The sequence below is a fragment of the Pontibacter akesuensis genome (assembly GCF_001611675.1).
Classification (GTDB): domain Bacteria; phylum Bacteroidota; class Bacteroidia; order Cytophagales; family Hymenobacteraceae; genus Pontibacter; species Pontibacter akesuensis.
Window position 1 is genome coordinate 1,867,531 of sequence record NZ_CP014766.1, and the last position, 13,437, is coordinate 1,880,967.

The 13,437-nt window shown below is 48.7% G+C and carries 12 protein-coding genes; 2 read left to right on the forward strand and 10 right to left on the reverse strand.

Features of this window, described 5'->3' with window-relative positions:
* Positions 1-21 precede the first annotated feature (21 nt).
* A complete protein-coding gene (locus A0W33_RS07855; protein WP_139237150.1) occupies positions 22-2,049 on the forward strand; it encodes a DUF5723 family protein in 2,028 nt (675 codons plus the stop codon).
* 40 nt (positions 2,050-2,089) lie between these two features.
* Here A0W33_RS07855 and A0W33_RS07860 read toward each other — a convergent pair whose 3' ends face one another.
* A complete protein-coding gene (locus A0W33_RS07860; RefSeq protein WP_068837635.1) occupies positions 2,090-2,998 on the reverse strand; it encodes an NmrA family NAD(P)-binding protein in 909 nt (302 codons plus the stop codon).
* 323 nt (positions 2,999-3,321) lie between these two features.
* Between A0W33_RS07860 and A0W33_RS20865 the strand changes: the two genes are divergently transcribed.
* The gene (locus tag A0W33_RS20865) at positions 3,322-3,486 is read left to right on the forward strand and encodes a hypothetical protein (protein ID WP_157578011.1); all 165 of its coding nucleotides are present in this window, start codon (positions 3,322-3,324) and stop codon (positions 3,484-3,486) included.
* A 112-nt stretch (positions 3,487-3,598) separates the two neighbouring features.
* On the opposite strand, the gene A0W33_RS07865 is transcribed toward A0W33_RS20865, so the two are convergent.
* From A0W33_RS07865 to A0W33_RS07905, 9 genes are all read right to left on the reverse strand, one after another.
* The gene (locus A0W33_RS07865) at positions 3,599-4,072 is read right to left on the reverse strand and encodes a discoidin domain-containing protein (protein WP_068837636.1); all 474 of its coding nucleotides are present in this window, start codon (positions 4,070-4,072) and stop codon (positions 3,599-3,601) included.
* Between the two features lie 142 nt (positions 4,073-4,214).
* Positions 4,215-4,442, reverse strand: coding sequence for a hypothetical protein (locus A0W33_RS07870; RefSeq protein WP_068837637.1), 228 nt, complete (start codon positions 4,440-4,442; stop codon positions 4,215-4,217).
* Between the two features lie 118 nt (positions 4,443-4,560).
* A complete protein-coding gene (locus A0W33_RS07875; RefSeq protein WP_068837638.1) occupies positions 4,561-4,752 on the reverse strand; it encodes a cold-shock protein in 192 nt (63 codons plus the stop codon).
* Positions 4,753-5,274: 522 nt separating this feature from the next.
* The gene (locus A0W33_RS21330) at positions 5,275-5,556 is read right to left on the reverse strand and encodes a circadian clock KaiB family protein (protein ID WP_068837639.1); all 282 of its coding nucleotides are present in this window, start codon (positions 5,554-5,556) and stop codon (positions 5,275-5,277) included.
* A gap of 64 nt (positions 5,557-5,620) precedes the next feature.
* Positions 5,621-7,084 carry a circadian clock protein KaiC gene (gene kaiC, locus A0W33_RS07885; protein ID WP_068837640.1) on the reverse strand — a complete coding sequence of 488 codons (1,464 nt, stop codon included), beginning with the start codon at positions 7,082-7,084 and terminating at the stop codon, positions 5,621-5,623.
* 289 nt (positions 7,085-7,373) lie between these two features.
* A complete protein-coding gene (locus A0W33_RS07890; protein ID WP_068837641.1) occupies positions 7,374-7,940 on the reverse strand; it encodes a helix-turn-helix domain-containing protein in 567 nt (188 codons plus the stop codon).
* A 695-nt stretch (positions 7,941-8,635) separates the two neighbouring features.
* A complete protein-coding gene (locus A0W33_RS07895; protein WP_068837642.1) occupies positions 8,636-10,645 on the reverse strand; it encodes an OmpA family protein in 2,010 nt (669 codons plus the stop codon).
* Positions 10,646-10,656: 11 nt separating this feature from the next.
* Positions 10,657-12,378: an Ig-like domain-containing protein gene (locus tag A0W33_RS07900; protein WP_068837643.1), complete on the reverse strand. Its 1,722-nt coding sequence runs from the start codon at positions 12,376-12,378 to the stop codon at positions 10,657-10,659.
* A 294-nt stretch (positions 12,379-12,672) separates the two neighbouring features.
* Positions 12,673-13,224, reverse strand: a complete 552-nt coding sequence (locus A0W33_RS07905) for a hypothetical protein (RefSeq protein ID WP_068837644.1) — start codon at positions 13,222-13,224, stop codon at positions 12,673-12,675.
* Positions 13,225-13,437 lie beyond the last annotated feature (213 nt).

Below are 13,437 nucleotides of genomic sequence, written 5' to 3' on the forward strand. Positions count from 1 at the left end.
CACGAACCTTACACCATGCGTATGCTCCGACCTCTACTTGTTTCTTTCCTGGTTATACTTCCTGCTATTGGCCTGCAGGCCCAACACCAACTGGGCCTGGCCGGCAGCAACTACGGCGGCAGCCGTTCGGTGCTCCTCAACCCCTCCTCCATTGCCGACTCGCGGCACGGGTTTCACCTGAACCTGTTTACCGGCCACCTGAGGTTTGCCAATACCTACTTTCACTATGATGGCCCTGGCGTCGATACAGAGACTTTCCTGAATGGGGAGTCGGAAAACATCCTGGAAGACGAGACCCTGTTTGACCGTTCTTACATCCGGGAGCGGCTTGATGGAAAGTCTAAGATGGCGCACTTTGGAGTTGGCCTGCAGCTGCCGTCCTTCATGCTGAAGCTTAGCCCCCGGCACAGCATTGCCCTCACCACCAGGTTCCGCACGGCCCTGCAGGCCAACAACGTTTCGGAAGACATAGCCCGTGTGATTGGCTATGGCACGGCAAACCCCGAAATACAGAACATGCCCTTTTCCAGCAGTGAGGCCTACTTTAACACCAATGCCTTTGCAGAGGTAGGGTTTACCTATGCCACGGTGCTGCTGTCGCAGGAAAAGCGCTTTCTGAAGGGCGGCATCACTGTAAAAAAGCTGGCCGGCCTTTATTCAGCCCACTTGCTGGGCCCCGACGTAGACTACCAGTTGGGCCAGACCGCCGCGGGCGAGTCTGCTATGCTGATAGACCAGGGAAAGGCTGACTTCGGTTTCTCCCGGAGCGAGTTTGACATAGAGGAACAGGATGTGCTGGATGCCCTTACGTGGCGCGATACGCCCGGCACCGGATGGGGCCTGGATATCGGCTTCACCTACGAGCACCGCCCTGATTACGCCGACTACCAGTACACGCTTAACGGCGAGGAAAAGACAGACGCAGGCGAGAACAAGTATAAATATCGCATCGGGCTTTCACTTTTGGATGTAGGCGCCATCACCTATAACGATCCGGAGCAGGTGCGCCGCTACAACATCACCCGCCAAAACCTGGAGCTGAACGACGACACGTTTGAGGATGTGGATTTCGAGAACCTCGGGCCAACCTTGGAGGAAGCCCTGGAAGTGACGCCGGGGGAGCGGCAAACAGAGATCAAATCCGGCCTGCCCACCGCCCTTCACCTGAACTTCGATTACCGGCTGTCTCGCCGCCTGTTCGTAAACACTGCAGTGCTGCACAACCTCCGCGCGAAGGATGCCGTGGCCATGCGGCAGTTCTCCACGCTGTCGGTTGCGCCGCGTTTTGAGGGCAGGAAACTTGAGTTGGCACTTCCCATCTATCTTACCAACAACTACCGTGACCTGAACGTTGGGGCGATGCTGCGACTTGGGGCCCTGGTGGTTGGCTCTGATAACCTGGCGGCCATGCTGGCTGGCAGCAAAGCCGTAGGACCTGATTTGTACATGGGCTTCGGGATTGGCATCGGTACCGGCGGGCAAAAAAGAAAGCTGGAGGAGCGGGCGCAGAAAAAAGCCAAGAAAGACCAAAAGAAACTGGAGAAGGAGCAGAAGAAAGCCGGAAAAACAGAAAGTAGCGCCACTCCTGCACAAACACCAGGTGCTGTGCCTGCTGATTCGCTTTTGAATAACCCTCAAACCTCAGCTTCTGACTCTCTTGCCGTGCTGCAGCCAAATGCTCCTGAAGCCAGTGTGGCTGACGCTGCAGAAGCCAGCTCTACTGATTCTGTTAAGGGCAATGGGACAAGCACCTCTGCCGGTTCGCTTTTCAATTTGCCTGTTATTGCCCCTGCAGATTCCCTTCTGGCCCCGGCCACCGATTCAGTGCAGGTGCAGGCGGTGGAAATAAAAGAAAGCCCGGTGGCAGCGCCTCTAGAAAGCGTGCTACCAAACAGCACGTCTTCCACAATAACTGCACAACCCACTTCGGCCGGCAAGCCCACAGACGCCCCGGCTACTAGAGCAGAAAGCAAGGAGAAAGCCGTTCAGACTCCGACCACAACTGGTGCCCCTCTAAGATCCGCTCCCGTTAAAGTATCCGGGAACTAACGTTGAGGGCCATTTTACCGAAAAAGCCGGATTAATTGCGCTACTCTCTGGTTGCAAGCACTTCCTTTACCGATGTCCAGGCAATGTCAGGATAGCGGTTATTGTCGAGTGGTTCCAGCTTTGCCTGTCCGCTGAACATGTTGCGCAGGTACTGCATGCCCTGCCACGGCGGAAACACCTCCCGGCTATTGGGCATAACCGCACGCGTAAACGAAATCATAGCATCAAGCACCCCCAGGCCACCTACGCGGAACAGGCGAAACTCCTCACCGGTAGCCTCACTGGCCGCCTCGCTCAACCCGCGGGCGCTTTGCACATCGCCGGCAATGCGGAGGTAACGGGGAGTGGAGGGGTCTAGCGCCGCCGCAGCGGTAAAAGCTGCCGTATCATGGATCGTGGTAAAGTCGAGCGGCTGGTCGGCATCACCCCAATAAACCACACGCTTGAGTGGGAAAAGTATAACCGGCGCCTGCCCGGTCAGCAGATCGGTAAACATGCCGTTGAGGATGGATGTAGCCGCAATGGGTGCTCTTTCAAGACGCTCCTGAAATTCCTTGCGAAGGTCCAGGTTGCGGTTGGTGCCTCGCGGAAGCTTGGTGAAATCGATGGAAAAGTCTGACGGAATAAACCGCGGTACTTTAGCCGTTACTGCGGCATGTAACAATACGCGCTGCGCCTCCAGCAGCACCTCCTCCAGCCCCGACAGCGCAGATACCACACAGGCTCCGCCCGCGCAAGCTTTGCTTAACTCGGACACACTTTTAAAATCAGCTTCCACAATACCCAGACCTTCCCTTTGCAAGGCGGCTACTTCTTCGTTCATACTGCCGGGCCGCACAATCGCTCTCACACTGGCTCCCCGCCTAAGTAGTTCTTTCGCGATGAGACCACCCAGGTGCCCTGTAACACCTGCCAGAATGATGGGTGCGTTATCCGTGTTGTTATTCATGTTCCTTCATTAAATAATAGCCGATCCGTAATGCTGCATTATAACCAGCTATATGAAGCAATGTTAGCGGGACGGAGGAGAATAAGCAAAAAGAGGCAAGTAGACGTTCTGTTTCTGCCTTGTTCAGGTCTTATATTTTGGAGAGACTTATCCGCAGGCAGGAGGAGAGACAATCCTGTGCCATACTTAACAGAAGGCGCACATTTGCACTTGCCCTGGATAAACAATGTATATTACTTAGTGAATCGCCCTTTATTTAGGCTGAATGACCAGGAACTGGAGGCTGTGAAACCGTATAAACCATTGGACTTACAAAAGCACCCATGATTACAACACCATTGCAATACCACGCAGTCGCCTCGCGCATTGAGCAGATAAAGGATGCGGACGCCGGAACCCCTGCAGCAGAAGAGCTAAGGATTTTAACAAAGCTAATCGTAAAATTTGTGGCAGAGCAGAATACTGCTAACGCTGTTCGTAAGGCGTAATGCTCAAAAAAGGAACTGGTCGCCTTTTAGGCGACCAGGAGTCATGAGAATATTTCTGATACAGATTGGCTTCATCTACAAAGTGCTTATGCAGTAAGCACCTTTTCCAGCTTTAACACAGGCGCAGTTGTGCCAAAGAGGCATATGCGCTGCTTCCGCTCGTGTTCGGAATAATGCGTAGCTCCAGTGCCTGCACCCCGGCAAGGTCTACGGCATAATCCTCCAGCTCCTCTGAATCATGCTGCGAGCTGAAGTTATACTGCTGCCTTACAATCTCCCGATAAGGTTGATTATCGGCCGGCTGCCAGCGGAGCACAAACTCCTGCGTGCGCTCCTGCCCGTCGCCCCGGAACAGAAGCTTAATTCGGCTGACCCTTTGCGGTGCGTCAAACACAAGGCGTATCGTCTGCTCGCCCGGCTGTGCGGCTCTCCATCCTTCTTTGCTACCATCCGTAAGTGCCGCTTCAATGGGATGCGCCTCCTCTTCAGACGTAACCTCTACCAGAGCCAGCTGATCAAGGTCTAACCAGCCGTGCTGTACGGAAGGTGCTACATGGCTTTCTTGCTGCATAATCCTTTTGCGCATAAGCTGTTTTTTTGAGGTGGCTGCAACTACAAATTACCAATAGTGAGTGTTATGTAGTGCCTGGCTAAAGAGATGGCAATGGTAAAGCAGGAAACAGGTGGTGCAAAATTCTTCTGGCGCAGTTAAATACTAACGGTTACCGCTAATACCGGAACAAAACGTTTGTCCCGTTTCGTATCCACTTCTCAAAAAACACATTGTCGTTAAATTCTCCCGCAAGTAATACGGAATCATCTTCGGTTACAGGGGTGCGGGTGCTCATAAAGCCTGGAAGTATGCTTTCATTACTGGGCACCCAATCCAGCCCTTTTTTAAGGGCAACACATAAGTACTCGTGGGTTAGCGTATCAACAAGGTATTTTCTATTCATCTTTAGCGTGTTAAAATTTACATTTATTATTCTTGTGCAGTTAAGGCTTGCATAGCTGTAACTGCAATAAAAAAGCCTTACCGGGGGTAAGGCTTTTTTAGTAGCTTATGGTCTAAAACTAAGCGCGTTGTACATTTACCGCGTTCAGTCCCTTTCTTCCTTCTTGCAGGTCGAAGTTAACCTCGTCATTTTCCCTGATCTCATCAACAAGGCCAGAAACGTGCACGAAGTACTCCTGATCTGAATTTGTTTCTTTAATGAATCCGAACCCTTTCAGGTCATTAAAGAATTTTACTGTTCCGTTATTCATATTATGCTTGTTATTATATACCTACTACATATCTGCAGGCACATACGTTCATTACTTTCGACAATACCTCATGACTAAATCATAACACCTTAACATTCTTCAGGAATCTGTACTTCCTATCTTTTAACTTATTTACACCAAAAATATTCGTTAATCGAATAAAGTATGAGGAAGCTGTAGTAGGCCTATAGTATAGAAAAATTGTGAACCTCTGGCAGTAAAATAAAGACACGACTCCGTGTTATTTTTCCGTTACTGGCGGGTGCGTGCATCTTTATAAGGCACGGCAGTATTTGATATTACAAAGGTGGGGACCTGCAGCGCGTGAAGTGTTACAAACTAAAATTTATATGTTACATATATCACATATTCTGAAAATTCTGCAGATTTTGCGCCGGCTTTAGTTGGGTTTCCAGAGTGGGACCAGGAAGCGTATAGCGCTCCTTTAGAAACTTTACAGTTTACCCTACAAGCAATGTTGTACTTAAGGATTGTGTACAACATTGTCTGTAGGTTTATACTTTACTTGTGCATACTTGAGATTCCTAAACCGGCCAACACGCGGCTTCTAACGTTTAGGGCTCCTATAATGCGGTTAACCGGCGTTGGCTGCATTCTGATCAATGTAGGAATGGCTATTATGCCTGCCTCCTCCGCCTTATCAGGGTCTTTCTGTATGTCTATTATTTCTAGGCGATAATTTCCATTTAAGTTTTCTTTACAAATTTTGAGAAGGGTGTCCACGGCCTCTACTGAATTAAGGCTGTGTCCGTTAATAAAGAGCTGAAAAACATGCATGCTCATTTTATTTTAACTTGGCTAAAAGTTCCGGTAACTACCGGCTTGTGGGGTATGCTACTATTAAATACTACTCAAGCTTAATCAGCATCGGGTTTCCTGTAAGTATGCCGCTGATGCCTGCAAAGTGTTTCCCTATCTTGGCACCTTCGTCTGTGATAGAAAACTTCCTGATAGAGGAATCGTGTTTGGAACCACGCATTTTGAGCACCGCTATACTTCGCTGCATCTCTCCGTTCATCTCTACATAGCGCAGCAGAATAATGGAGTCGGTGATAGGGGAGATGTTGCCTTCCGTATCGGATGTGCCGCCTGCCAGCAAGGGCGTGTTGGACGTAAACAAACCGGTGATCTCATGGTGCTTCAGGTAGGAGGTGAAGGCGATGATAAACTCGCGAAAACCTTTATCGGAGGATGTGCGCGACAGGGCAGACAAACTATCGATCGCTATTCTGTCGGGCTTGAAATCTTTTACAATTTCCTGGATGTTGATAAAATGATCTTCCAGGGAAGATATCTCGGGATAAATGCAGATCACCTTCAGGAGACCTTCATCTTCCAACTGCTTAAAGTCAATGCCCCAACCGGCGGCGTTACGGTACAGCTGTTCGTTGCTTTCTTCAAAAGCCAGTAACAGGCAGCGCTCTTTCTTTTCCCGGATTCCGTTCACAAAGTTGGCGACCAGCAATGTCTTACCGGCTCCTATCGCTCCGGAAATCAGGTTGATGGAGCCCTTGTAGAATCCGCCGTTAATCATTTCATCCAACGCAGGTATGCCAGAAGTAATCCGTTCATCAGAAGAGACATGCTTCAGGATCATAGCCGACAACGGGATGATCACGATGGCCTTCTCCGGGTTGATGGAAAATGGGTTTTCGCCTTTCTCGTGGTTACTTCCCCTGAATTTCAGGATCTCAATGGTTCTCCGGCGTTTCTCGTTGTGCAGCACATTCCTAAGTATCACCACATTATCAGTCAGGAATTCCTCTACCCCAAAGCGCGTAATTTTACCGTACTCCTCCAGGCGCTCGGCCGTAATAATCGAAGTGGCTCCCAAGCGCGATAAGGTGAGGGCTACTTGTATCAGTTCACGACGGATAGTATGCATCTCCTCATGAAACTGCGTGAAAATGCTGCCAATTGAGTCGATCACCACCCGTTGTGCCTTGCATCTTTCTACGGCTCGCTCCAGCCTGATCCGGAAAGCGCTCAGATCGAAATCGCCGACTGCAACTATGATCTCTTCTTTTGGGGCGGCGTCCACAAATATCCACTTCCCTTCTTTTTCCCAGGTATCAATGTCCCAGTTAAAGCTCCTAAGGTTTCTCCGGATATCATCCACCTGCTCTTCAAATGTGACGAACACACCAGGCTGATCGTACAGCTGAATGCCCATTGCCAGGAACTGCGCTCCAAACAGTGTTTTGGCGCTTCCGGAACTGCCTGCTACAAGCGTGGTTCGGCCTAATGGCAAGCCGCCATGAGAAATATGATCGAATGACGGATTTCCGGTTTCTAATTTTTTCAGGTTCATAGGTAAGCGTAAGCGGTTTGGGAAGTAGAGATACTGTACTGGACTTTCAGGCCGAGGAGTCACCATGACAAGAAGTATAAAATTGACATTTAAGTAGATGAATGCAGATCGTCAGAAAGCTTTAAGTTTTCAACTCGCTACACTTTGTGTGGGCAAGCGATTGAATCCTGAAAAAGCAGACAAAATAAAAGCATCCCGATAGCATGAATAGATCAAACCTCAGGATGCACAAAGGTGGGTGAAATGCTAGGGCAATGCTTTACATACTTCTTTAAGTATGTTTCAAATTTTACAGGTTTTCGAGTACGCTTTCGCGTTTGTCTTTTATCTGCTTGTAAAACGAAGGTGAAAGCCCGGTTACCTTTTTGAACTGGCTTGATAAATGGGCGACACTGCTGTAATGCAGGCGATGGGCAATTTCGGTCAGGTTTAGCTCATCATAAAAGAGCAGCTCTTTTGCTTTCTCTATCTTATGGATGATGATGAATTGCTGAATGGTAATTCCTTTGACCTCGGAGAAGAGATTGGCCAGGTAATTATAATTGTAACCTAGTTTTTCGCTGATGTAAACAGAGTAGTTCACCCTTGGCTGTTCTTCCGATGAATGAATCATGTCGGTAATCAGCGTCTTTATTTTATCAACAAGTTTGCTTTTGCTGTCATCAAGCACTTCCAGGCCCGCTTTGCTTAGGTTCTCTTTTAGCTGCTCCAGCTGGATGTCAGTAATATCCTTGTGCAAATCAACCACGCCAAGGTCAACCACCACATACTCTGATTGCAGCCCCAGGCTTATGAGCTCTTCCTGCACCAGTGCTTTGCAGCGGTTACTGACCATGTACTTAATATATAGTTTCATTTGTGTTTGTAAGGTGCATACTCAAATCCGGGAGTACGGTACGGCGCTGCTACTGGCAAAGTGATTAGAACCTGGTGCGAAGTGATGAGCAATGAGATCAGTGTTTCTACAAGTAAGTATAAAACAGGTTCTGTTATTTATACTTACTACGTTTGAAATCGATCATTAATTCATTAAGCCATAAAGTATAAAATTCTTAAGAAGCCTCTGCCACATTAAAGGTGGCTCTGTCAGTTAATAAATTACGGGGTTTTACCCACAGTGCACAAATAACAAGGCTGTAGGCAACAGCAGAAGAGGCTAATCTGAAAAAGGGCGCCTCCAGGCAAGCAATGTCTGCACAATACCGCTCGGCAAAGTTGAACTAGAAACCCTCTACGTATTTTAAGCTAGTTGCGGCACTAGTAGTACGGTAGAGGCTACCTCATAAGAGAGCCTGACTCATTCCTGAATCAGGCTCTCTTATGAGGTAGCCTAAAGCACCTAAACTTCGAGCAATTCCTTCGATGATCTGTCTGCCATTGCTGGTTTTTGCCGCACCTACAAAGAAAATCGGTAAAGAGGAAACAAGAATGGCTCTATCAAGTTGCCATAAGCAGGAAAAGGAATACTCGAATCCTACTCCGGTATATTAAAAGCAAAAGCCGTACAATTATGCGGCTTTTGCTTTTGATTAAAATTTTGGAATGCTACCGTTATTTTCCGGGGATAACATCAATGATAACTGTCCTGTTATAAAAGCGCTCTTCCGGATATTTGTTGTTGAAAGGGGCCAGGTTTTGATCTTCACCAAATCCCTGCACTTCAAAGGTCACATCTTTTCTGCCTGCTTTGGCCAGGCTGCTTTCGATGATCCTTTTCACATCATTGGCTCTCGCCAAAGACAAGTCCCTGTTCTTCGTTTCATCACCGATGGTGTCGGTATACCCATGGATAATCACCTTGCCACCCTGTGGTATCTTAGGCGTTACGATCTCCGTCAGGTACTTCTCGTAGGTGCTGATTGCTTTGGAGTCGTTGAACTCATAGAGCACACTGTAGCGCTGTCCTTCCTCGTCTTTCGCCGGGGTCCAGAGTACCATGTTCACGGTAGCTTCCCGCTTCTCAATGGTGCCATCTTCTTTCGTGCCCAGCATCGTAACCAGGTATGTGCCTTTGGGACGGTCTCCTAAAATGGATTTGCCAGGTATGCTGACACTTTCCTGCATAAACGGTCCGAAGTTCTGAACGATTCCTTTGTCATCCGTCAGATCCATAGACCAGGAAGTATAGGCTTTGTCTGAACCAACGGAGTTAAAGGTAACGTAGGAGTCAAGCGGTGCTTCCTGTATGGCCGAGATCTCCACTGGTTTCAGGGCAGCTTCAGGGCCGCTCTGGAACTCCATCAGCAAAGCCGGTGAGTTACTTTCAATAGACACACGACGGTCGCCTTCACGAAGCAGTTCGAGTTCCTTTGTGCCACCCGGTTGCTCCGATGGCAGCTTAGGTTTGTTACGTCCCTCAATGCTGATGCGCGAAGCATCGATACTGAATGTGTTCACCAGGTAGTTCTTCACTGTTTCAGCCATCACTTTGCCTTCCTGCGGGCCGTTTTCAGACGAGCCAACCAACGTTACCGTGGCTGCGGGGTTCTTGCCCAAACGGTCACCGAGAATGTTCAGTACGTTGTAGTAAACTGCCATTTCGCGTTCCGAACGGCCAGACAGTGTTTTAGGTGTGAACGTTTCCAGTTGATCTTCTTTGAAATCCTTCACCTGGTTTTGCTCCAGCAGCACATAACGATCCGGAATGGCAGTAGAACCAAGATTAAAGAACACGTAGTTTCGAAGCGGGAATGTCTCTCTTACTCTTCTGTCTGCCGTGATGTTGGCAGGCGAGTTAACCGAGAACTGCACATCGCTTGTTACAGCCGGGGTGTTTGGCTTTCCTCTTCCGAATTTAAGCGCGGCACCTACCCGTAAGGTATTTACCGTCATGGTTTCGATGCTGCGCGGCGACTGGCCAAAGTATGGCTGGTACGTCACGAAAGGAGAAAGCACCAACTGGTTGCGGTTATCCTGTGAGTTAAGCAGAATGTCGTAGCCCGCGCCAACCTGCATCGAAAGAAGCGTCTGTTTCACATCGCTTAGGTCGCCGTTCACCACAGGGTTCTTTTCCTGGTCCGGGTAAGCGGGGTTAACGCCCAGTTCGTACCGGAACTCCTTCTTAACATTAAAAGCCACTCGCGGGCCGCCCATCAGGTAAAAACCTGATGCTTTAAAAGGAGCGAAGCGCAGGCTAGGCTCCACGGTGATGTAACTAAGCTTGGTGCTAAGGTCCACAGGGCAATCACAGGGCGTTGTTTGCTGGTCAAAGGTGCCTCTGCGGCTGTCGTAACCTGTTTGCAGCATAAGCCCCCATCTTGACTCCGGACGACGATACTCTATAAGCGGTGCCGCGAAAAGACCAACACCATTGCCTTCGTGAAATGCTACCGGCGGGGTTAATCCTGCGTTCAGCTTCTGGGTGGAGCCGTTGTAGAAGTTAAAATTTGCACCGGCTGCTGCACCAAACCACCAGGATGGTTTGGTGAACGGGGCGTCTTGCGCCTGTGCAGGGGCCTGTATTCCGGCAACGAGTAAAGTACTAAGTGCTATACTTGTGAGCGTGAGTTTAGAGGCAGACCACGCGTTGCGCGATCCGTTATGGTTATTTCTGATTGTCATTTTCTTGTTGATTAAGGCTTCTCAATGATGTTGGTGTTGGTCATTACTACCGCGCCATTCAGGGCCAGCATTCTGCCTACCGCTCTGGCACCCGAGTTCATGGTAATAGAGGTCAGGGCAAGCACGTTTCCTTTGAAGGAGGTACCGTCGCCGATGGTGGCAGAGCTGCCTGTTTGCCAGAAGATGTTCTTGGCCTGTGCGCCGCCGGTCAGTATGATGTTACCGCCTGCACCACCCACTGTGGTAAAGTCTGAAGCTATCTGGAAGATCCATACCGCATTCGGGTCGCCTTGTGCATCCAGTGTTAAATCACCAGCCTGTATTAACAATGTGGAAGTTGATTTGTAGATACCCGGGGCAAGTGTTTTGCCACCCTGGTCGCCTGCTACTGTGGCTGGTGCCGGAGAAGATGCGCCTTCAGCAAAAAGGTACGCTTCCATCAGGTCCTGCTTTGCTTGTAACAGCATGGCTGCAGTGCCCGGAGGTGTTAAATCATCAGAAGCATAAATGGCGCCGTTCACAACAATTGCTGGCGGGAAGCCAGTTACAGATGAGCGAACACCCGGTGTTATACCGACATCCAGATTTCGGATTTCACTAAAGCCTGCGTTGTTACTGATGCCTACACCTGCAAAGATGCCGAAGCGAGCAGCAGTTTTTAAATCAACTCCCATGGCCGGTGTACCTGGTGATCCTGGTGTGCCTGGTTGCGGAGTGGTATTGGCTACCGTGGTGAATGTCCATGTGTAGTTGTCCGCTAAAGGCATGTCGTTTGTGCTCTTAGCTGCTGTAGTGATGGTGGCTGTGTAGGTAGTGTTAGCAGCCAGGTTGTTGGCAGGAGTGAAACTTGCCGTTGTGCCGGTGTAGCTAATGTCGCCAGCCACTGTTGTTGTTCCTGCTTTTAAAGTAAAGGAAGTAGCCGTGATGGTAGCAGGATTCATGGCTTCGCTGAAACGTGCCGTGATCACTTTGTTAAGAGCCACACCTGTAGCCTGGTTGGCAGGGTCGGTAGCGGTAACCGTTGGCACTGTATTCTGCTTCGTCCTGAAGGTCCATTCATAGTTGCTCACCAAAGGATTGCCTTCTGTGTTTTTAGCACCAGTTGTAATGGTTCCGGTATAAACCGTGTTCGCAGCCAGGTTGCTCGCAGGTGTGAAAACAGCCGTTGTGCCAGAGTAGGTTACTGCTCCTGCAACTGCTGTTGCACCTTGCTTTATGGTGAACGTTGTCGTGTTCAGCGTCGACTGATCCATGGGAACACTGAAGGAAGCAGCTATTGCCTGATTCAGCAGAATGTTTGTTGCATTGTTAGCCGGATCAGTAGCGATAACCACAGGCGACACAAGTGCACCGGTACTAAAGGTCCAGACGTAATCTGTTTGCAGGGCATTGCCCAGCTTGTCTTTTACGGATGTGGCTACTCTGCCAGTATACGTTGTGGCATATGCCAGCTTGTTTTCCGGAACAAAAGTTAAGGTGTTGGTTTTGGTGTTATAGGATATAACACCTGAAACTTTTTCTGTTCCTAATAAGGTAAAGGATGTTTGGGTGATTGTCTCAGGGTTCATTTCCTCGTTAAAGGTAACTGTAACCTGTGATTCGCGAGGCACATTAGTGGCTCCGTCGATAGGGGTGGTGGATAAAACAACGGGGCAAACCCCTAAGCTTTCGATGAATGTATCTTCTTTACATCCGGCAAACACAACAACCATAGCCAAAGCGAGGGTTGTCATAAGTTTTCTTAAATTCAATGTGTTTTTGTTAATTTCCCGTTACTGGCGGATGCGTGCATCTTTATAAGGCACGGCAGTATTTGATATTACAAAGATGGAGGCTTGCAGCGCGTGAAGTGTTACATGTTAAAACCCATATGTTACATATATCACATGTCCTGAAAACATTTCAGATTTCGCTGCCTTTGATAGAAGTACTGAGGCAAAAAAGCAACCTATCCTGAAACTAGTTGCCGGAGTTTCAATCCGGCACATTAGTAACAGAACAGGTGGACTCTCTTTGGCTAAAGTTGATTAATGTATGGCAATACCGATGGTAGATACACCTGTGGAAAGGTCGAGAAAGGCACCAACTCTGCTGTTAAAGTGGTATTCTGTGCCAATGTGCAGATCCAGGAACAAGGGATTTCCTCTTTGGTAATAGTCTTTGTCTCCATCGTAACGATCATCCCAACGTGAGTTCACTATGGCAAACCCCAATGATCCGGCCAGGTAAAAATCCCATTTGGAATTAGCATGCAGTATATCATCGAAATAATAGGTGCCTTTTATACCGATAGGAATTACTGATTCGCGGTAAGTATAGTAGTTGTTATTATCCCGGTAGTCATTCGAGAAAGTAGAGAAGCTTATAAAAGGCGCCAGGGTAAAGCGCTTCGCTACATCAAACTCGTAGTTAACACTAATAACCGGCAAAGTACGGTTGGCATATTTATAGTAGCCGCCGTAGCCGCCAATGCCTACCCCTAAGTTTAAGGTACTGCCGTGTTTTTCCTGGGCAGTTGCATCCAGCTGGAAAAAGCTGATAAACAGGATGGTGATTGCGATGGTGAATAATCTTTTCATATGAGGTGTTATTAATTTTTGTAAAGGTGGTTTTATACTTTGCGGATAGGTTGTAGCAAAGCTTGCCTGGTGTGGGGTAAGTTTTAGTGCGCAGGGCTATAGAACCTGCTTTTCATTTTGAATCGAAAAGCAGCGTGATCTGTAAGAACTGTCTGTAGGGGTATGGTGGTAGGAGTAGGTGATCAGGAGCCTGAATTCAGATCGCTGGCTTTA